Annotated in this window: 22 protein-coding genes; 12 read left to right on the top strand and 10 right to left on the bottom strand. The window is 42.4% G+C overall.

Annotated features, from left to right (window positions below; genetic code table 11):
- The first annotated feature begins 6 nt into the window (after nucleotides 1–6).
- The 11 genes from HC733_RS01945 (at nucleotide 7) to mgtE (ending at nucleotide 7,936) form a co-directional block, all read left to right on the top strand.
- Nucleotides 7–978: a KpsF/GutQ family sugar-phosphate isomerase gene (locus tag HC733_RS01945; protein WP_190363370.1), complete on the top strand. Its 972-nt coding sequence runs from the start codon at nucleotides 7–9 to the stop codon at nucleotides 976–978.
- Nucleotides 979–1,125 (top strand): hypothetical protein, encoded by a 147-nt coding sequence (locus tag HC733_RS01950; RefSeq protein ID WP_190363371.1) that lies wholly within the window; start codon nucleotides 979–981, stop codon nucleotides 1,123–1,125.
- Nucleotides 1,122–1,676, top strand: a complete 555-nt coding sequence (gene lptC, locus HC733_RS01955) for an LPS export ABC transporter periplasmic protein LptC (RefSeq protein ID WP_190363372.1) — start codon at nucleotides 1,122–1,124, stop codon at nucleotides 1,674–1,676. Before HC733_RS01950 ends, lptC begins: the two co-directional genes overlap by 4 nt.
- Complete coding sequence (lptA, locus tag HC733_RS01960) at nucleotides 1,666–2,193, top strand: lipopolysaccharide transport periplasmic protein LptA (RefSeq protein WP_190363373.1); 528 nt, start codon at nucleotides 1,666–1,668, stop codon at nucleotides 2,191–2,193. Before lptC ends, lptA begins: the two co-directional genes overlap by 11 nt.
- 2 nt (nucleotides 2,194–2,195) lie before the next feature.
- A complete protein-coding gene (gene lptB / locus HC733_RS01965) occupies nucleotides 2,196–2,921 on the top strand; it encodes an LPS export ABC transporter ATP-binding protein (RefSeq protein ID WP_190363374.1) in 726 nt (241 codons plus the stop codon).
- A 56-nt stretch (nucleotides 2,922–2,977) separates the two neighbouring features.
- Complete coding sequence (locus HC733_RS01970) at nucleotides 2,978–4,495, top strand: RNA polymerase factor sigma-54 (RefSeq protein ID WP_190363375.1); 1,518 nt, start codon at nucleotides 2,978–2,980, stop codon at nucleotides 4,493–4,495.
- A 26-nt stretch (nucleotides 4,496–4,521) separates the two neighbouring features.
- Entirely contained in the window at nucleotides 4,522–4,809 is a 288-nt protein-coding gene (gene hpf, locus HC733_RS01975) for a ribosome hibernation promoting factor (RefSeq protein WP_190363376.1), read from the top strand.
- A gap of 2 nt (nucleotides 4,810–4,811) precedes the next feature.
- Nucleotides 4,812–5,264 carry a PTS IIA-like nitrogen regulatory protein PtsN gene (ptsN, locus tag HC733_RS01980; RefSeq protein ID WP_190363377.1) on the top strand — a complete coding sequence of 151 codons (453 nt, stop codon included), beginning with the start codon at nucleotides 4,812–4,814 and terminating at the stop codon, nucleotides 5,262–5,264.
- 18 nt (nucleotides 5,265–5,282) lie between these two features.
- Complete coding sequence (gene rapZ / locus HC733_RS01985) at nucleotides 5,283–6,128, top strand: RNase adapter RapZ (protein WP_190363378.1); 846 nt, start codon at nucleotides 5,283–5,285, stop codon at nucleotides 6,126–6,128.
- A 3-nt stretch (nucleotides 6,129–6,131) separates the two neighbouring features.
- On the top strand, nucleotides 6,132–6,404 hold the full coding sequence (locus HC733_RS01990) for an HPr family phosphocarrier protein (protein ID WP_190363379.1): 273 nt from the start codon (nucleotides 6,132–6,134) through the stop codon (nucleotides 6,402–6,404).
- A 173-nt stretch (nucleotides 6,405–6,577) separates the two neighbouring features.
- Nucleotides 6,578–7,936: a magnesium transporter gene (gene mgtE, locus HC733_RS01995; protein WP_190363380.1), complete on the top strand. Its 1,359-nt coding sequence runs from the start codon at nucleotides 6,578–6,580 to the stop codon at nucleotides 7,934–7,936.
- Between the two features lie 34 nt (nucleotides 7,937–7,970).
- On the opposite strand, the gene pmbA is transcribed toward mgtE, so the two are convergent.
- Complete coding sequence (gene pmbA / locus HC733_RS02000) at nucleotides 7,971–9,320, bottom strand: metalloprotease PmbA (protein ID WP_190363381.1); 1,350 nt, start codon at nucleotides 9,318–9,320, stop codon at nucleotides 7,971–7,973.
- 129 nt (nucleotides 9,321–9,449) lie between these two features.
- Between pmbA and yjgA the strand changes: the two genes are divergently transcribed.
- Nucleotides 9,450–9,974 carry a ribosome biogenesis factor YjgA gene (gene yjgA, locus HC733_RS02005; RefSeq protein WP_190363407.1) on the top strand — a complete coding sequence of 175 codons (525 nt, stop codon included), beginning with the start codon at nucleotides 9,450–9,452 and terminating at the stop codon, nucleotides 9,972–9,974.
- Between the two features lie 69 nt (nucleotides 9,975–10,043).
- Here yjgA and HC733_RS02010 read toward each other — a convergent pair whose 3' ends face one another.
- The 9 genes from HC733_RS02010 to HC733_RS02050 form a co-directional block, all read right to left on the bottom strand.
- Nucleotides 10,044–10,463, bottom strand: a complete 420-nt coding sequence (locus HC733_RS02010) for a BLUF domain-containing protein (protein WP_190363382.1) — start codon at nucleotides 10,461–10,463, stop codon at nucleotides 10,044–10,046.
- A gap of 224 nt (nucleotides 10,464–10,687) precedes the next feature.
- Nucleotides 10,688–12,127, bottom strand: coding sequence for a metalloprotease TldD (gene tldD, locus HC733_RS02015; RefSeq protein WP_190363383.1), 1,440 nt, complete (start codon nucleotides 12,125–12,127; stop codon nucleotides 10,688–10,690).
- Nucleotides 12,120–12,944, bottom strand: coding sequence for a carbon-nitrogen hydrolase family protein (locus tag HC733_RS02020; RefSeq protein WP_190363384.1), 825 nt, complete (start codon nucleotides 12,942–12,944; stop codon nucleotides 12,120–12,122). The genes tldD and HC733_RS02020 overlap by 8 nt, the downstream gene beginning before the upstream one ends.
- Before the next feature lie 35 nt (nucleotides 12,945–12,979).
- On the bottom strand, nucleotides 12,980–16,840 hold the full coding sequence (locus tag HC733_RS02025) for a YhdP family protein (protein WP_190363385.1): 3,861 nt from the start codon (nucleotides 16,838–16,840) through the stop codon (nucleotides 12,980–12,982).
- A gap of 16 nt (nucleotides 16,841–16,856) precedes the next feature.
- Nucleotides 16,857–18,329, bottom strand: coding sequence for a ribonuclease G (gene rng / locus HC733_RS02030; RefSeq protein WP_190363386.1), 1,473 nt, complete (start codon nucleotides 18,327–18,329; stop codon nucleotides 16,857–16,859).
- Entirely contained in the window at nucleotides 18,322–18,900 is a 579-nt protein-coding gene (locus tag HC733_RS02035; protein ID WP_190363387.1) for a Maf family protein, read from the bottom strand. The genes rng and HC733_RS02035 overlap by 8 nt, the downstream gene beginning before the upstream one ends.
- Nucleotides 18,900–19,379 carry a rod shape-determining protein MreD gene (mreD, locus tag HC733_RS02040; RefSeq protein WP_190363388.1) on the bottom strand — a complete coding sequence of 160 codons (480 nt, stop codon included), beginning with the start codon at nucleotides 19,377–19,379 and terminating at the stop codon, nucleotides 18,900–18,902. Before mreD ends, HC733_RS02035 begins: the two co-directional genes overlap by 1 nt.
- Nucleotides 19,372–20,214: a rod shape-determining protein MreC gene (mreC, locus tag HC733_RS02045; protein WP_190363389.1), complete on the bottom strand. Its 843-nt coding sequence runs from the start codon at nucleotides 20,212–20,214 to the stop codon at nucleotides 19,372–19,374. Before mreC ends, mreD begins: the two co-directional genes overlap by 8 nt.
- The gene (locus HC733_RS02050; protein ID WP_070983148.1) at nucleotides 20,214–21,257 is read right to left on the bottom strand and encodes a rod shape-determining protein; all 1,044 of its coding nucleotides are present in this window, start codon (nucleotides 21,255–21,257) and stop codon (nucleotides 20,214–20,216) included. Before HC733_RS02050 ends, mreC begins: the two co-directional genes overlap by 1 nt.
- Nucleotides 21,258–21,323: the final 66 nt, after the last annotated feature.

The raw sequence follows: 21,323 nt of genomic DNA on the forward strand, positions 1-21,323 counted from the left end.
TCACTCATGTTATCAAAGCAGTTTACTGATACCGCGCAACGAGTTATTGCCATAGAGCGACAGGCCATTGACGAAATAGGTCAACATATAGATAAACACTTTGCTAAAGCATGCCAAACTATCTATGACTGCCAAGGTCGCACAATCGTTGTAGGTATGGGCAAATCTGGTCATATTGGCAATAAAATTGCTGCCACTTTTGCAAGCACAGGCACCCCTGCCTTTTTCGTTCACCCAGGGGAAGCGAGTCACGGCGATTTGGGCATGATCACCAAAGATGACGTGGTCGTACTTATTTCCAACTCAGGTGAGACCAGCGAAGTTCTAAATATCATTCCTGTTATTAAACGTATCGGTGCTAAAACGATTGCCATGACAGGTAATCCTCAGTCTTCAATGGCAAAGCTATCAGATGTGCACTTATGCGTTGCAGTGTCTCAAGAAGCCTGCCCGCTAGGTTTAGCGCCAACAGCAAGTACTACTGCAACACTTGTGATGGGCGATGCACTAGCCGTGGCATTACTCGAAGCCAGAGGCTTCACTGCTGATGATTTTGCGTTATCTCACCCAGGTGGTGCACTTGGCAAGCGTTTACTTTTAACGCTCAGTGAAATTATGCACAAAGAACAACAAGTACCGATTGTGTCTCATTTAAGTACCATCAAAGATGCTCTGTTTGAAATGTCCGCAAAAGGTCTTGGCATGACGACCATCGTTGATGAACAAGGACAACTAGTAGGTATCTTCACCGATGGCGACTTACGCCGCATCATTGAACAACGAGTTGACCTGCACACAACCCCCATTCACAAAGCCATGACCGTCAACTGTACAACTGCGCATGAAGAAATGTTGGCTGCCGAGGCGCTAAACATTATGGAAACTAAACGAATCAACGGCTTAGTTGTCATAGATGAGAATAAACGCCCTATCGGTGCGCTAAATACCCAAGATTTGTTAAGAGCAGGAGTGCTATAAATGGCTACCGTGCTAACGGCTGAATTTGAAAGTTCCTGTAATTCATTGTCGATTCATTTGATGACTTCTACTTTATCAAGTGATGAACAAAGCTGTGCTGCGCCATTTGAATTAAGCACCAACCTAATGCAAAGAGTAGAATTATGAGTAGTCATCGCGTCGCCCTGTTTATCATATTCGTCGCTGCAATGACTTGGCTTTGGTATCCCTTTTTGACACAAACAACGCCTAAAACACGAAATCAAAGCGATGTTATTGCTAAGCCAGATTATATCGCAACACAGTTAGAGCAAACATCATACAATGAAGCTGGTATTCGCAGTTATACTGTGACCGCTGATAAAATGGAGCTCTATCAAGAGCTTGGATTTAGTCATTTTACAATGCCGGTATTTACGCTTTACAACGGTCCACAGAATTGGCTTATATCTTCTAAAGAAGCCACTTTATATGAGAACAATACCTTAATGTTAGAAGGCAATGTCGAAGCTAGAAATCTAACCACAGGTGCGATGATAACTTTGATAAAAGCGGACAACATCCGTGTTGAAATAGACGAAAGACTGATGCAATCAGAGCGCCCGGTTGAGATTACCGGCCCAAGTTTAAAAATCACTGGCAAAGGCCTATATGCTGATTTAAACACTGATATCATTGAACTTATTAACCATACACGAACCATTTATTATGACCAATAAACTTATTATTACTGCCATACTTGTTGGAGCGATGTTGTGCCAACCTAGCTTCGCTCAACAGAGCAGCATTGCCAATGAAGTTTCTATAAAAGCGGGCAAACAACAGGCTCAGCTTAAAACTAACATAGGTATTTTTGAGCAAAATGTAGAGATAATTCACGGTAGCCGTAAAATTAACGCAGACAGATTGGAAGTCCATCGCCGCGAGGAGCTAGGTGACAATAAGCAGTTATTGGTAGCTACGGGCACACCCGCTCGCTTTTCAGAAACGCAACCTGATGGCAGTATATTAACCGCCAGTGCCTCGGAAATTCGCTATGATGTTGCTAATCGCACCTTAATAATAAAAGGCAATGCGACTATCAACCAAGCAGGGCAAATTATCAAAGCTCAGTCAATCACTTACGATATGGATAAACAACTGATCAGTGCCGAACGCGGCGAACAAGACAGTGCAAGAGTACATACCATTCTCGTACCTGAGAAAAAAACCAAGTCAGTAGGGCAAGGTAACTAACTATGAGTGTATTAACTGCAACTGCTTTGGCAAAAAGCTATAAGGGCCGACAGGTTGTTAAAAATGTCAGTCTCACCGTTGAAGCGGGTAGTATAGTCGGTTTGCTCGGGCCAAATGGAGCAGGTAAAACGACAAGTTTCTATATGATTGTTGGATTAGTACCCAGTGATCATGGCAAAGTCTGTATTAATGACCATGATATCACTTTGTTACCAATGCATAACCGTGCCCGTTTAGGCATTGGTTATCTGCCACAAGAGTCATCTATTTTTAGAAAACTGACTGTCTATCAAAACCTAATGGCCATTTTAGAAACTCGTAACTCGCTCAATAAAGAAGCTCGCGAGCAAATTTTAAATGAGCTGCTGGATGAATTTAATATTCAACACATCAGAGATAGTTTGGGTATGGCACTGTCGGGTGGCGAGCGTCGTCGAGTAGAAATTGCTCGCGCTTTAGCCGCAAATCCCAAGTTTATTCTTTTAGATGAGCCTTTTGCTGGTGTTGATCCTATTTCAGTGTTAGATATAAAGAAAATAATTGAACATCTTAAAAATAGAGGCATAGGCGTACTTATTACCGATCATAATGTTCGAGAAACCCTTGATGTATGTGAAAAAGCTTACATTGTGTCACACGGTGAACTGATTGCATCCGGTACCCCTGAACATGTTTTAGCGGATCAAACGGTCAGAGATGTCTACCTTGGTGAGCAATTCAAGCTATAGTTAATATACGCTTAGTCACAATAATAATAGAGAACAAGAAGGATTGTTAAAGGTACATGAGGCAATCGTTACAGCTGCGCATGGGGCAGCAACTTACCATGACACCACAGCTACAGCAGGCTATTCGTTTGTTGCAGTTGAGTACGCTGGATTTACAACAAGAGATACAAGAAGCGCTGGATAGTAACCCGCTTCTTGAAGTAGATGAGTCTGATTCAGATTCAGACCTAGGTGCATCAAACGGCGAACACGAAAAAAATGGTAAAGATAATAGTCATGACGACACACATTCTGATAATCAGGATGTTGAGCCCGTTAGCGACTATGAAATTGACTCTGATGCTGCACTAAGTAAAGAGACACTCAGTGACGAACTAGCTATGGATGTAACATGGGACGAATACATGAGTGCAGCCCCCGCCTCTAGCAGCGGTCCCATGCCTGAGGACGAAACCATCTATCAAGGTGAGACAACTGAAACATTACACGAGTATTTAATGTGGCAGCTCGAGCTCACTCCTTTTAGCCCTACAGATCGTGGTATCGCAGTGGCAATCGTTGAGGCTATTGATGATAATGGTACGCTAACGCTTAGCACCGAAGACATTTTAGAAAGCTTAAACGATGGCAACAGTGGTGAACTCATCGAACTAGATGAAGTAGAGGCCGTACTTAAACGGATCCAACTGTTTGACCCTGTTGGTATCGGTGCTCGCTCATTGCAAGAGTGCTTATGCATTCAGCTGAATCAATTTGATCCAAAAACAACTCCCTGGTTGAATGAAACAAAGATGATCCTCAATGAGCACATTGATTTGCTAGCAAGTCGTGATTACCGCACTTTGATGAAAAAAACGAAACTCAAGGAAGCCGATCTCAAAGAAGTAATGACACTAATTCACTCTTTGAATCCTAAGCCAGCAGCAAGCATCATCAGAGAAGAGTCTGAGTACGTTATTCCTGATGTTTCAGTGAAAAAGGTTAAAGGCCGGTGGGTTGTTGAGTTAAACCCTGACTGCATGCCCAAAATTCGTGTGAATGATCATTATGCTGCCATGTCTCGCTCGGTCAAATCTAGCACCGATAGTCAGTTTATTCGTTCACATTTACAAGAAGCCAAATGGTTCATTAAAAGCTTAGAAAGTAGAAATGAAACATTAATGAAAGTTACTAATTGCATTGTGCAACAACAACAGGCATTCTTTGAACATGGCCCAGAAGCAATGCGACCTATGGTGTTAAACGATGTGGCCGAGATGGTTGAAATGCACGAGTCGACTATATCTCGCGTAACCACACAAAAATATATGCACACACCCAGAGGCATCTTCGAGTTGAAATATTTCTTCTCAAGCCATGTTAGTACTGAAAACGGAGGTGAGTGCTCATCTACAGCTATCCGAGCGCTTATCAAAAAGCTAATTGCTGCAGAAAATACCGCAAAACCGTTAAGCGATAGTAAAATAGCAGACATATTAGCGGAGCAAGGAATAAAGGTGGCCCGACGCACCATAGCCAAATATCGGGAGTCGTTAGCCATTCCACCGTCTAATCAGCGAAAAAGCCTGATTTAGGCGATTACCAAAGAAGGAAAATGCTTATGCAACTAAATTTAACTGGTCGTCACGTAGAAATCACAGATTCATTAAGAGACTATGTCAACAACAAGTTTGCGAAGCTAGAAAGGCACTTTGACCACATTAATAACGTGCATGTGATCCTAGATGTTGAGAAGCTTGTACAAAAAGCTGAAGCTACCTTGCATGTTAATGGTGCAGAGCTGTTCGCTTCAACCGAACATCAAGACATGTACGCCGCGATCGACAGCTTAATTGATAAACTAGATCGCCAAGTAATTAAACATAAAGAGAAGCTTACTCGACACTAATCATGAAATTAAGCTCTATAATAAGTAAGGACTGCACCAAAGCTGCGGTCCTTTTTAATAGCAAAAAACGCGTACTAGAGTACATTAGCGAGCTTGCACACGAGCAGCTACCCGATTTGAACCCACATGATATTCTTAATGCTTTAATGACTAGAGAAAAGCTAGGAAGCACAGGCATCGGTAAAGGTATCGCAATTCCTCATGGTCGCCTTGAAGGCATTAGCCAAGTGACGGCCATGTTATTGGTCAACCAACAGGGTGTCCCGTTTGATGCTATCGATAACCGACCTGTAGATATCTTTCTCGCTTTAATCGTTCCTGAAGGTGATAACGAGCAACATTTAAAGACGTTAGCTGCCATTGCGGAGAAATTAAATAACAAAGAATTTTGTAAACAGTTACGGAACGCTGGTAATGATGAGGAACTTTATGCCATTATTGCTTCTGCAGATTAGGTTACCAAGAGAAGCATAATGGAATTAATCATCATTAGCGGCCGCTCTGGTTCGGGTAAATCAGTAGCGCTGCGCGTATTAGAAGACTTAGGTTATTATTGTGTAGATAATATCCCAGTAAACTTGTTGCCATCTTTAGTGCGCAGTGTATCTGACAACTTCGATAAAATTGCGGTCAGTATCGATGTACGTAACCTGCCCAAAGAACAGCAAGATTTTAATGATATTCTCGAATATCTTCCTGGCTTTGCTAATCCAATGCTGTTCTATTTAGACAGTGACGATAACACGCTTATCAGGCGCTTTTCTGAGACCCGCCGCTTGCACCCGCTATCAATGCATGATCTTCCTTTAGACTTAGCAATACGAGAAGAAAAGCAGCTGCTTGATGTGCTAACCACTCGTGCAGATGTATTGATTGACACCACAGATTTAAGCGTACACCAATTAGCCGAGACAATACGTGAGCGTATCTTGGGTAAAAAAGACAAGCAGCTAATTGTTACATTTCAGTCTTTTGGGTTTAAACATGGTATTCCTAAAGAAGCCGATTACGTGTTTGATGCACGCTTTTTACCAAACCCACATTGGGAGCCTGAACTTAAGCCTTTGACAGGGTTAGATCAGCCAGTTAAAGATTATTTGGCAAGTCATAGTATTGTGCAAAAATTTACTTGGCAGATTCAAACATTTGTACAAACTTGGCTGCCACATCTTGAGCGTAATAATCGCAGCTATCTAACCATCGCAATAGGCTGTACTGGTGGCCAGCATCGTTCAGTTTATTTAGCGCAAACTATCGGTGAGAGCTTTGCTCGCACGCATCCAAACATAAAAATTCGCCACAGAGAGCAAGACAAATAACCTATGCGTTGTGAAGATACTTTTTTAATTCAAAATAAATGTGGTCTACATGCCAGAGCCGCTTCCGTATTGGCACAACTTGCTATTAAATTTGATGCCCAAATAACACTATACCAAGACGACAAATCCGCTGATGGCAACAGTGTGCTCGCCTTGCTCTTACTTGAAAGTAGCCAAGGTAAAGAAGTTAAAGTGGTCTGTGATGGTCCCGATGCACAAGGTGCATTGCAAGCAATAGGCGAACTTATCGCACAAAAGTTTTATGAACAAGAATAAGTTAGCTCTGTGGTAAAGCAATTAAAATTCCCCTATACCTTGGTAAGCTGTCCGTATTTAAGTTAAACTCTTAGTCGTGAAGCGTGCCTAACTTTCCAACCATATCTTAGCTGGCTCTTCAGCTTTTCTTCTTAGGCACTAAAATTAAAACATCAATGTATTGAAGGAAGCCTATGCCTGAAGCCCTTGAACAAGACTATACACTGCAACAACTGCAACAAGTAACGCAGGCTTTAAATAGTGGGCAGTTTGTTCAAGTTAGGCGTATTTTGGCTGAAACGGCTCCCTGTGATACAGCCCTGCTTTTAGAGTCTTCGCCTCATAAAGTTCGTCGTCAATTGTGGCAGCTTGTCGATCCTGACATCCAAGGTGATGTACTCGAAGAGCTGTCTGAAGATGTGCGTTTGAGCATTATTGTTCAAATGGAACCTGAACTGATCGCTGCCGCAACCGAAGATATGGATGACGACGATTTAGGTGAAGTTTTAAGAAGCTTACCTGAAACTGTTTATCAAGATGTTGTCGGGGCAATGGACTCCCAAGACAGGGAACGTGCGACGCTCGCTTTGTCATATCAAGAGCGCTCTGCTGGCGCTTTGATGAATACCGATACGGTAACCATCCGACCGGATGTGTCTTTGGACGTTGTTTTACGCTATTTGCGTTTACGAGGAACATTACCTGAAGGCACCGATGACTTATATGTGGTTGATAAAGACAATTGCTTTATTGGTGCGCTGTCTTTAAATAGCTTGCTAACTAACTCTCCGGATAAGTTAGTAAGCGAATTAATGGATACGGATAAAGAGTCTATTCCTATCACTATGGATGAGACTGAAGTTGCGCAACTATTTGAACGCTATAACTGGATCTCAGCTGCGGTTGTTGATGATAATGCGCATCTATTAGGACGTATTACTATCGATGACATCGTTGATGTAATTCGTGAAGATGCAGAGCACAGCTTAATGAGCATGGCGGGTCTAGATGATGAAGAAGATACCTTCGCGCCTGTATTCAAAAGCTCAAAACGACGCTCGATTTGGTTAGGTATAAACTTACTAACCGCCTTACTCGCTGCATTTGTTGCCAGCTTTTTCGAAAACACCCTCGATATTTTGCCATTTTTAGCCGTACTAAATGGCATCGTACCAAGCATGGGGGGAGTCGCAGGGAGCCAAACATTAACCTTAGTTATTCGTGGTATTGCACTGGGTCACATTAACCAAACAAACCAACGTTTTATTCTCAGTAAAGAACTGGCTATCGGCGCACTCAACGGTGTTCTATGGTCAATTTTGATCGCAGGCGTAGTGGCATTATGGCAATGGGATTTTGTACTTGGTGCAGTTATTGCTTTCGCAATGTTTATGAATCTACTCGCTGCAGGTATCGCAGGTGCTAGTATTCCAATTATTCTAAAACGTATGAATATAGACCCTGCCCTAGCTGGCAGTGTTGTACTCACAACTGTTACCGATATTGTTGGGATTTTTGCATTTTTAGGCACCGCAACTTGGTTCTTAGTTTAAAGCAAAAGGAGCCTCAGGCTCCTTTTTCAAAATACTAAGCACCTGCAACTTGCATAGAATCAATAAGTACTGAGCCAGTTTGGACACTGCCACGATATTCAATGTCACCGCCTATCGCTTGCACACCAAGAAACATGTCTTTTAAGTTACCAGCAATAGTGATTTCGCTTACTGGGTACTGTATTTGCCCATTCTCAACCCAAAATCCCCCCGCACCTCGCGAATAGTCACCAGTTACAGTACTGACTCCTTGACCCATTAATTCTGTAACTAATAAACCAGTGCCCATTTCCTTCAGTAAGGCAGATAGATCATCATGCGTTTGCTGCACCAGCCAATTATGAATACCGCCGGCATGACCTGTCGCTGTCATACCTAATCGACGGGCTGCATAGCTGGCTAATAGATAAGTTTGTAACTCTCCACCATGAATGATATCTCGGTCTATCGTTTTAACACCTTCACTATCAAATGGGCTTGAAGCAAGGCCTTTTAGCAAATGAGGACGCTCAGTAATATTGACACACGAGTTAAATACTTGCTTACCTAGTTGGTCCAATAAAAAGCTCGATTTACGATACAAAGCGCCACCACCAATCGCAGAAACAAGGTGCCCAAACAGGCTATTTGCGATATCTGCACGAAATATAACAGGGGTTTTCATGGTCGGCAGTTTTTGACTATTTAACTTGGCCAAAGTCGACTGCGCCGCTTCTAAGCCCACCTCAGTAGCAGACTTTAAGCCTTGTTGCTCACGGGAAATGGTGTAAGCAGAGTCTCGTTGCATTTGCTCGCCGTCTTTGCCAATAACAACTGTACTGAGTGTATGACGTGTTCTCGGGAAACCTGCAATCAGTCCATGGCTGTTACCATATACTCGCAAACCTTGGTGGCTAGCAAAACTCGCACCATCAGAGTTAACAATGCGCTCATCTGCTCCTAAGGCGGCTTTTTCAGCCTCTAAACACATTGCAATCCCTTGTTCAGGCGTAACCTCCCAAGGGTGAAATAAGTCTAAATCTGGGGGAAAGAATTCTAGTAACTCTTTATCTGCAACGCCATTACAAGGGTCATCGGAAGTAAACTTAGCAATATCAATCGCTTTCTCAACAACTGTTTTAATTGCAGCTGGACTTAAGTCTGCGGTTGATGCATTGCCTTTGTGATTACCTACATAAACACTAACACCTAAGCCGCCATCTTGGTTAAACTCAATCGTGTCAACTTCTCCCATACGGGTACTAACAGATAACCCTGATGTACTCGACATAGCCGCTTCAGCCGCCGTTGCACCAAGTTTTTTAGCATGGCTTAGGGCCTCTGAAACTGCTTGTTTTACTTCATCTATGTGTTTATAAATTGGGTGTTGTTGAGATTGCACCATCGTTCCCATCTCTTGTAATTTATATGCTTATTTAATGCTAACACACATCTAAACGTTCGCCCCATTATGACAAAGCATTTATGTCATAAAATTGGTATACTGAAGTATAAATCGGTAAAACCTGAATAAATCATGGCTAAGCAAAATAAACCAAATATTGAAGAAGAAATCATCTACGTATCTAAAAGCGAACTTAAACGCGATGCGCAGCAATATCAACAATTAGCACAAGACTTAGCAAGTATGCCTAAAAAGCAGCGGGATAAATTACCTCTAACGGGTGATTTGCTTGAAGCTATGGTTGTCGCTGACAAAATTCGCCAAAAAACTGAAGCTTATAGACGTCATATCAACTATATAACCAAAACATTACGTTTAACGGAAAATGTAGCTGAAATTGAAGCCGCGATCGCTGTGATGTTAAACAAAAATAACCAAGCTGACGTGCTACTCAATAAAGTAGAACTGATCAGAAACGAGTTGATTGAGCAAGGTGACAGCAAAATAAACGACTTACTTGAGCAATACCCAACGCTTGAGCGCCAAAAAATGCGCCAACTGGTGAGACAAGCCAGTAAAGAGTTTAAAGCTGAAAAACCAGCAAAGGGCTACAAAGAGCTGTTTCAATATTTGAAAGAAGTGATTATGCCTTAATCTTGTCGCACGTATTACTAAATAAAAAACCAGCATCAGGCTGGTTTTTTATTTATTGCAGCAAATTTATTATAGCGTTGGTACGGAGCGTTTTAGTTCTAGTAACATCATATAGGCACTCGCCCCCGACATCGCATACGGATTAAATTCAGAGGCTTCTGAAAACTTTAAGTTAATTGGTATGGAAATGGTAGAGCTCGGGATGTATCCCATTGTCCAATCGGAAAACTCTCTAGAGTCTATCTCCCGATAATCAAGCATCACGACATTTTGGTGTCTCTCATCATTCAGAATGCGTTTATATGTCTCGTTAACCTCAGTTCTTGCACCCTCTAAACATTGTAAAAAATAACTACAGTTAAAGCACAGCACTCCGGTGATATTATGCCTAAGATTATTATGGCGAGCAGATTCGAGAATATCTTCTATCGTGTGCTGTGAAAAGTTATCACCTATGGTGCTAGCATAAATTAACCTAGTTAAAAACATATCCATTACTCTTAAGTTGGGTTAAGTACAAAATTAACTGTAATCCAAAAGTACCAAATTGCGAGTAATTTTCAGCCAATAAATTCTTAGTTCTCTTTTTTAAATATTAAAGCGGGAGTTACGACAGCAAGTATACGCCAGAGTTAATCAAGGAGAAGCGCAAGCAATAATTTAGTCGGGCTTAAAGCAGCCTTAAGCCCGAACAAACGCGCAGAAAAGCAGATTTAGGCTGTGCCTCCAACCGTAATTTCGTCAATTTTAAGACTGGGCTGGCCAACACCTACCGGTACACTTTGGCCGTCCTTACCACATACCCCAACACCTCGGTCTAGTTCTAAATCATTACCTACCATGGAGATTTTATTCATTACGTCAGGCCCATTTCCGATCAAGGTTGCGCCTTTAATGGGTTGAGTGATCTTACCATTTTCGATGAGATACGCTTCGGATGCAGAAAATACAAACTTCCCTGAAGTAATATCAACTTGTCCACCACCAAAATTTGGGGCGTATATGCCTTTTTTCACACTGGCAATAATATCAGCTTTGCTATCTTGACCAGGCAACATATAGGTATTCGTCATTCTAGGCATCGGTAAATGAGCGTAAGACTCTCTGCGCCCATTTCCTGTTGGCGCCACGCCCATCAAACGGGCATTTAGCTTATCTTGCATATAGCCTTTTAAAATGCCATTTTCGATCAACACGTTAAAGCTCGCAGGAGTGCCCTCATCATCTACATTCAGTGAACCGCGACGATTTGCCATCGTGCCATCATCAATAACTGTACATAGACTAGAAGCAACCTTTTCACCTACCTTGCCGCTAAATGCCGATGCACCTTTGCGGTTAAAATCACCCTCAAGACCATGACCAACAGCTTCATGTAACAGTACGCCAGGCCACCCAGCACCTAATACCACAGGCATTGTACCCGCTGGCGCATCCACAGCTTCTAGGTTCACTTGCGCTTGGCGGACGGCTTCTTGGGCGTATTCTAGCCAGCGGGGCTTACCATCCACCAGCTCTTTAAAATAACCATAATCCAAACGGGCACCTCCACCGGCACTACCGCGTTCGCGACGACCATTTTTTTCTAATAGCACAGAGCAGTTTAAGCGGATCAAAGGGCGGATATCTGTAGCAAATGTGCCATCACTGGCCGCGATGAGCACTTCTTCATAGACTGCAGAAATAGAACTGACAACTTGCTGAGCATCTGGTGCCAGCTCTCTGATTGCATTTTCCACTTCCTTGAGCAAACTGACTTTATCTGCATCCGTCATACTTTGGATTGGCTGAGCAGGTTCAAATTGACGCTTAACATCCGCTTCGCTAAATACCTGAACTTTTTTCTCTTCACCTGCTTGCGCAATGCTTCTCGCCGCCATTGCAGCCTTGTTTAAAGCCTCCAAATTAATTGCATCGGAATAAGAGAAGCCTGTTTTTTCGCCTGCGACAGCTCGAACACCAACACCACGCTCAATGTTATAGCTACCCTCTTTCACTGAGCCATCTTCTAACACCCAAGTTTCATTATGGCTTGATTGAAAATACAAATCCGCATAGTCGACTTTATGTTGATGGATATAACTTAATGTTTGCTCTAACAGTTCTCTATCAAGTTGACTATCTGCTAGTAAACGTTGTTCGACATTATTCATAAAACTCACTCTTAAATCTGTTGTGGATCTGTACTGGCATATCCGTGCGAAGCTGATGTAGTTGCGCCAAGTCTATCTGTGCACTGATGAAGCCTAACGTTTGTTGCGCATCAGCCATAATATCACCCCATGGTGATAATATTAGGCTATGTCCATGTGTTTTGCGGCCATTTTCGTGCTCACCACATTGTGCAGCCGCCACGACATAACACTGATTTTCGATTGCTCTAGCTTGCAGTAAAGGCGTCCAATGAGCTTGCCCTGTTGCAGTTGTAAACGCACTTGGTACTAAAAACAGCTCAGCTCCTTGCTCTCGCATAGCTTGAAATAGCCCAGCAAAACGCAGATCATAGCACACGCTTAAGCCTATCTTGCCAAATGGACTATCAACCACCACTACATCTGTACCTGCTATGGTTGATTTTGACTCACGATATCCACCACTGCCATCAGCAACATCGGCATCAAATAAGTGAATTTTGTTATATCTGGCGACAACATCACCTTTTTCATTGAGTAAAAAGCTCGCTGCGTAATACTTATTTTGCTCACCACAAACTGGCATTGTGCCCGCGGCAATCCAAATATTAAACTCTCTGCATAACTGTCCCAACTTAGTTATCCAGTAGTCATATTGTTTCGATAAACTTAAAGATTGCTCTGCCGTTTTCATAAACGCCAGCCATGTCTCTGGCAAGCAAACCAGTGCTGGTTTTTCTAGATTAAAATCACTTAACCACTGCTTTAACTGTAAATAGTTTTTCTCAGGGTTCATCGTAGAACACATTTGTACTGCTATCACATGTGATATTGACATATAGCGACTCCAATATGCGCAATTAAACAACGCAGTTACCCCGCAACTGGCGTGCTTCCTTGGTCATTTAGTTGTAAGGACTTTACCGGCTCAAGGCCTAATTGAGGTTTGGGTGGCTCATTTTGTGCTGCTTGTGGTATTTCAACTTCACGGCTTTTACGGTCTATTTCTTGTACCACAGGCTCACTCATGGTGCCGGTTACTTTGAATTTGATTTCTGAAATCACCCTTGCTGAGTGTATTACCTTGTCCAACGCCAATGCCGCCAATCCAGAAACCGGGTTAACCATCCATGCCACTATCACAGGAATACTTGAAGTCACTTGCGGTGCTACTGCTAAATCATAATTGATTTCTTGGGTGTTCAGATTTGCATAGCCTTGAATACTCAAATCAGCTGGAACACCATCCAGCTTGGTATCTTTTGTATACGCTATTCCTTTGTCTATCTGAACACTCCCCTTCATCTGGTTATAGAAGAAACCTTTCGAAAACACGTCTCTAAAGTCTAGTTTCAACTTCCTTATTAGCGAGTCTAAACTGAGTAATGAAAAAACTCGAGCTCCCTGATCACTTATCTCAGTTAAGTGGCCTTCTCCCAATTGCCAATTAATTTCACCTGATAGTGTCTCAATATCAAAATCATAGGGTGCGCCTTGCCAATTTAGTTGATACGCCACATTCGCTCGAGAGTCTTTAATCGTCGAGGTAAGATCAAACTCATCAAATAACTCACCGATATCTTTACTATTTAAGATCCCATCAACGTAGCTGCGTCCATCAATCCAGCGACCTTGACCTCGCAGTACATGATCATTTTTGTCTACAACCAATTCTGAGATGGTAAGTTGTTTTCCATCTCCAAATAATGAAGCGCTCACTTTGTCGAGTTGATAGTTTCCTAACTTACAATCACCACAATTAAATTCGATTGCAGGAATACGTGTTAACCAATCCAGTTCAGAAACGGGCTGTTTTTCAGCGGGTTCAGACTGCTCAATAAGGTTAATTCGTAAGTAATCACTATCTATTCTGATAGGTCGGCTTGACCCCTCTTGAGGAAGCAGTACATTTGCTCTGAGCTCTTTTGCATTTAGCTTCATAGTCATACCATCGCTACTTGGCGATAGTCGCATTTCTAGATCAGTAAAAGGAATATCAGTAAATTGCGCTTTAGCAAACTGAGCCGTTATCATTTCTAGTGGTGGCAATAAAGAGTCATTCTGCTTTGCAGAGCTTGGCAGGGAAATTAATCGGTCAATAAACGTTAACCATGGATCAATCACAATGCTTGGCTGTGAAATTGAAACATGGAAGCCTTTGCCAACTAGCCCTTTATTTTCTTGCCCCACACTTAATTGTGCCTGACTTAGCTGACCAGTCTGGTTATCTAAAATACCATTAAAGAACAGTCTATCGGCTAAGTTAGCAGTAATGAGGTTAGAAATATCATCACCTTGTACTAAAGCTCTCAACGCCCACTCTTCATCACTACTTTTTTGATATGGGCTTGGGAAATAGCTAGTAACACCATTCAAGTTGGCATTAAATTGCGCGCTGTAATTAAACCCTTGTTCCTTAAATTTTAAATTAATTTTGCTTTGCAGCTCACTGCTTCCCTCAATAAAACCATCCAACAATCCTTGAGAATAAGGAATGAGCTTGTCAGCTTGTGCCGCTAATATCGCATCAACATTAACCTCGTAGTTGCGATTATCACCATCTCCTACCACATTAAAACTTAGCGGCATATCAAGCCATGTTGCTGAGCTTTGCTTTAGCTCTATACGGTCATCATCAAAATGTAAGATACCGCGCACATCGGATAACAGCATTCCTAGCTGAGTTAAAAATACATTCGCGTTATTTAAATCAACTTTTCCGAAAGCATGAACATCCAAAGTGTTCAGATCAATATCAAGGCTCACTTGTCCTTTTACTTGCCCTCGGCCCTGAACAACTCGTAATACATTAACAAGCGGCTCTTTTAGTGGCGTAGCATCAAAAAAGGGCAACAATGTTTGCGCATCTGTTTCGTGATTAATAGCAACGTAAAGGTTATCCGCCTGATTAAGGTTAGGTAAGGTGACAATAACAGGGCTGCTAAGCTGCTGGTTGATAAGCTCGCCCTGGTTGGCATAAATATCCATACGTTCATTTGCAAAGTGCAAGGTAACATCCGCATTCTTGATTGCAGGCCAATCTGGCGCAAATAAAAACTCGGCTTGGTCAATATGAGATAGCACTTCAAATTGGCCTTGACCTTGTTCAAAAGGAAATTCGTCCAATGCGCCTGATAGCAAAACTTGGCTCTTACGGTGTTGTCCCGCCAAGATACCTCTATCAAGGTACTCAATTAAATTTTCAGACATGACTGAGCGCGGATAGTAATCTCCTGCCGTTTTCGCATTCCCACCTAACACTTCAGCATAAAGGTCTAACGTTGGCTGCGGCGTCAATGCTAGGTGCATTTCTGCGGCAATCGTCAGCTCTTTGTTATTGAACCATAAAGAATCACTGCTGACATACCAAACATCATCTTGTTGATAAATTTGTAACTCTGCATTGAGTTGCTCATAATCGAGTGGCGCTCTAAATGCTCCTGGCGATGCCAGTTGTGATTGTTCACTAAAGATATGCACCGCAGCGCCGGCGTTTTGCCACGATAATTCAACTCTCACGTCAGTTAAACTTGGGATACCACTAAATGCCGACCATCCTAAATCTTCCATGTTTAGCCAAACTTGATAAGAGGAGCTTGCAGACCAAGCGATACGCCCTTGGAGCTGTCCTGTAACATCGGTATCGGCTAGTGCTTCAATGCCTTTGATGTTTAGCAATTGCGACAGCTCTTTAATAAGTCCAACGCTGACATCTTCAAACCAAACGTAGCGGTTTAGTTCAGCAAATTCCCCCTGCAATTTTGCTGGAATGTAGTTTTTATCATCTAAACTAAATAGCAATTCAGAGCTTCGTAATTGCCACTGCCCTTGTGTGGGGATGAGTTGCAATTGACCCTGCTGCAAAGTTAATTGATGCGGCAGTTGTGCATCTTGCCATTGTACTTTACTAGGTAGGGTGTTGATTGTGACATCTTGAATTTTACCATTGCCAAGTGCAAGCCACAGTTCCCCATTTAGTTCTGTTGAAACATGCTTTTGCTCAGTTGATAGCCGCTCTGTAAGCCACTCTGCTACATCTACATTTTGCGCATGCAAATAGACTTGCCCAGCCAGATCTCGAAGTGTACTTCCAGTTAAGGCTAACCGTGCAGAGAAACGCCCTTGTTGAAGCCCAGGGATGGCTACTTCACCTTCACCTTTATGGCTTTGTGGGCTATTTTGCCAAGTCAAATCATTCAGCAATAACGTATGAATATAGCCATTTTTTGTACGCAAATTGAGCTGACTAGATTGAATAGAAAAGTGCCCAGTTTCACCTAGGAATAAACTTTCAATCAGTGATTGCTGTTCAAAGTCAGCGCTCTGTTCATCGTTAGCTTGCGCAAGCTGTGCTAAATTAACTTGCGCAGAAAATCCATCAATAACAAAGTAGTTCGATCTTATCTGCCAGTTTTTTAATGATTCGAGGAGGTTCAGCTGTAAACTGGTTTTTTTTATCGATAACGCGATTGGGGCACTTTCATTATCGACAAAGGTGAGATTTTCTAACACCAACGCAGGCCCACTACTTTCCCAACTAGCACTAATTGAGCCTAAACTTAAGTTCACACCAAATTGCTGATGAATAACATCTTCTATACTTTCACGGTACTCATTAGCGTAAGGTAAACTGTATTTGATAACAGACACCAACACCGCAAGCGTAACAAGTGTTATCGCAAACACCTGCCATACTTTACGCACACAAAAGAAACAAAAAGTTTTAACTTGCATTGGGCACTACGTCACCTTACATCATTACGACGTCAAACTGTTCTTGGCTATATAAGCTTTCCGTTTGAATACTGACCTGTTTTCCAATGAAGAGTTCCAATTCCGCTAAATTATGATATTCATCATTGATGAGCGCTTCGCTCACTGCAGGTGACGCATAAACCATAAACTTGTCTGCATCGTAAGCACGATTAACCCTTACAATTTCTCTCAAAATTTCATAACAAACTGTTTCTACAGTTTTTAATGAGCCTCTTCCAGAGCATGCAGGGCAAACATCACAGAGGATATGCTCAAGGCTTTCTCTGGTACGTTTGCGGGTCATCTCTACCAAACCTAACGCCGATAAACCGTTAATGTTGGCTTTAGCTCGATCTTTGGCCAAAGCGCTCTCTAAAGAGTGTAGCACGCGTCGCTTATGCTCATCCGAAACCATATCAATAAAATCAATAATAATAATACCGCCAAGGTTGCGTAACCTTAGCTGCCTAGCAATAGCGGAAGTGGCTTCTACGTTGGTATTAAAAATTGTTTCTTCTAAATTTCGATGACCGACAAACGCGCCTGTATTAACATCAACAGTAGTCATTGCCTCAGTTTGATCAATAATTAAATATCCACCAGATTTCAACTCAACTTTTCTGTGCAACGCTTTTTGGATCTCACTTTCAACGTCAAACAAGTCGAAAATAGGTCTTTCACCAGGATAATACTCTAGCGCTTTGCCTAGTAAAGGAACAAACTCTTCTGTAAAAGTTTTTAGTTCTTGATAGGTTAACTTAGAGTCGACTCGGATACGCTCCATATCCTCACCAACATAATCTCTTAAAGTTCTAAATGCGAGTGTTAAATCTTCATGCAAAATCGTCGCTTTGCTGGTTTTTTTACGTCGACTGACAATTTTTCGCCACAGCTTTTTCAAAAACTCGGCATCATGTTTAAGCTCGGCTTCGCTTGCGCCTTCGGCTGCAGTACGAACAATAAAACCACCATTCTCATCGTTATACTCAGAGACAATTTCTTTCAAGCGAGCGCGCTCTTGCTCTGTTTCTATCCTTTGGCTCACCCCCACGTGTGTCGCATCGGGCATAAAAACTAGGTATCGTGAGGGAATGGTAATATCTGTGGTTAAGCGCGCGCCTTTAGTACCTAATGGGTCTTTAACCACTTGCACCATAATGTACTGGCCTTGCTTAACGAGCTCTCTGATATCTTGAACTTTCTTTACAGGCTGCTCATCCACACCTTCTTCAAATGAGGCACTGTTGACGATATCAGATGCATGTAAAAAAGCAGCTTTATCTAATCCAATGTCAACAAAGGCGGCTTGCATACCAGGTAACACACGGCTTACTTTACCTAAATAAATATTGCCAACAATACCAAGGTTACCGATCCGCTCTACTTGCACTTCCTGCAGGACACCGTTTTCAATGAGCGCAACGCGACTCTCACTTGGCGTCACATTTATTAATAATTCACTACTCATAATAGCCTTTAGTAAACTCTTTAATTAGTTGATCAGTTTCATATAAAGGTAAACCCATTACTGCAAAGTAGCTACCCGACAGTTTTGTTATAAATTTTCCGCCAATGCCCTGAATACCATAGCCGCCAGCTTTATCTAACGGTTCACCACTTAACCAATACTGGTGCATTTCTTGTGTACTTAGCTGCTTAAAAGTCACTTCGGTACAGACCACTGTACTTATCGTATGATTGCTATCTGCCAAAGCTATTGCAGTATACACTTGATGAGTACGCCCTGATAAACGCCTCATCGTATTCAGAAAATCTTGTTCATCTTTGGGCTTGCCCAACGCTATATTATCAATCACCACCACTGTATCACTGCCTAATACCGGTCTATCGCTGTAGCCTTGAGCCACTGCAGATTCAGCCTTCAAACGCGCTAAGCGTTCAACGTATTGCAACGGGGGCTCATTGTTCAATTGCGTTTCATCTGCATCTACTGAAAATTGAATAAAGTCGTAGTTTAGTTGAGCGAGGAGCTGTTTTCGTCTTGGCGATGCGGATGCCAAATACAAACTTGGTGTCATTAACGGATCCTGAATTGTCGACGGTATTTACGTAGCAATAAAAAGATCCATGGCCAACATAACATACCAGTAAGAGCGGGCCACAAATAATGAGGACTAAAATACACGTCGAGTAAAAAGTGGTTCAACCAAAACAGCAGTAAGTGGTAAAGCGTTAAAAACAACCCAACCAACATGGCCTGCTGCCAAATTGAGAAGTTACGTATTTTTTGAAAGTTGCTTACCGTGATATAGATACATATAGAGTAAGTTAATGAGTTAACTCCCAGTGGCGCACCAATAGCGAGATCCATCAGTAAACCTGCCACCCAAGCCCAACCAATATTAACACGATGAGGCACAGCCAAAGACCAATACATCAACACCAATAGAACCCAATCAGGGCGAAATGGCTCAGCGGATATCGGCAGTGGCATTAGCGCCATAACTAAGGCTAAAAAGACGCTAAAGGCAATAAGAAAGTAATAGCGCTTAATCATTATCTAAGTTCTCTTGTGAAGTCCGGCCTAAAATCAATAACAAGCGAACCCTATCTAACTGAGCAATTGGCTCGGCATATACTTGTGCAAACGGCAAGCCTTCATCACGATTAAGCTCAGTTACAACAGCGACTGGATAACCTTCTGGAAAGGTACCACCTAATCCAGATGTTACCAGCACATCACCAATTCGTACGTCTAAGCTATGCGGGACATGGGATAACTTTAATTTATTAATCTTGCCAATACCTTCAACGACGGTACGCACATCATTACGCAATATCCTGACGGGCGTTGCATGAGTGATATCCGTCATCAGCAAAACCCGCGATGTGGTGGTTCCTACTTGGGTTAATTGCCCGACAAGTCCCATTTCATCAATTACAGGTTGACTTTCAGTCACACCATCTATGGTGCCTCGGTTGATTACAACTTGGTGACTGTATGGATTTGAATGAACTGACAATACCTGCGCTATCTGCCGAGTATTTTTCTCTCTTGCAGATGCATTTAATAGCGCTCTGAGCTTTTGGTTTTCTTTTTGTAAAAACTGTAATTGCTGTAACTGCTCACTTTGCAAAAGTTGCTTACGTCTAAGTGCATTGTTTTCTTCACTTAACTGTTCACGCGTTTGTAAGCTTTTAGCGCCACTATTAAATGCTTCATAGGGCATGCTCGCTAGATACAACAAAGGACTAACCGCAGTATGCAGGCTAGTCCTAATCATGTTACCACCTTGTGTAAAGCGGTCGCCAACAATGAGTATTATGCTAAGCATCACTGCCACTGTTAAACGCAGTTGCAGTGATACCGTACGGCCAAATAGTAAGTTCATTAGTCGTAACTAAATACGTCGCCACCGTGCATATCTATCATCTCAAGGGCCTTACCGCCTCCTCTTGCCACACAAGTAAGAGGATCATCTGCAACCACGACAGGAATGCCAGTTTCTTCCATTAGCAGTCTGTCTAAATCTTTAAGCAAAGCTCCACCGCCAGTTAATACCATACCATGGGCAGAAATATCTGATGCCAACTCAGGGGGTGATTGCTCTAACGCCACCATTACTGCACTCACAATGCCCATTAATGGCTCTTGCAATGCTTCAAGTATCTCATGAGAGTTAAGTGTAAATGAACGAGGCACACCCTCAGCCAGATTGCGACCACGTACCTCGATTGATACTGGCTCATCACTTTTAAATGCAGAACCAATTTCATGCTTAATATGCTCAGCTGTCGCTTCACCGATTAGGCTGCCAAAATTGCGACGTACATAGTTGATGATCGCTTCATCAAATTTATCACCGCCAATGCGCACCGACGAAGAATAAACCACACCGTTTAGAGAAATAATCGCGACTTCAGTTGTACCGCCACCAATATCAACAACCATAGAACCCGTTGCTTCAGACACTGGTAAGCCAGCGCCAATCGCAGCAGCCATTGGTTCTTCAATTAAGTAAACCTCTCTAGCTCCAGCTCCCATTGCTGACTCACGTATAGCACGCTTTTCAACTTGTGTAGCACCACAAGGTACGCAAATCAAAACACGAGGACTTGGTCTCATAAAGTTGTTATTGTGCACTTGCTTGATGAAGTGCTGTAGCATTTTTTCAGTGACGTAAAAATCAGCGATAACACCATCTTTCATTGGTCTAATCGCTTTTATATTACCAGGTGTACGACCCAGCATTTGCTTGGCAGCAGTACCTACTGACGCCACACTTTTAGGACCTCCAGCTCGCTCCTGTCTAATCGCGACAACCGAAGGCTCATTTAATACAATACCTTCTTCTTTTACGTAAATAAGAGTGTTAGCTGTACCTAAGTCAATTGATAGGTCGTTGGAAAATAATCCGCGTAATTTTTTAAACATGAGGCTGGGTAACCTTAAAGAAATACTTTAAATTAGGTGATGCAGTGCATCACCCATCGTTAAACT

This window comes from Pseudoalteromonas sp. S16_S37, from assembly GCF_014694405.1.
Lineage (GTDB): Bacteria > Pseudomonadota > Gammaproteobacteria > Enterobacterales > Alteromonadaceae > Pseudoalteromonas.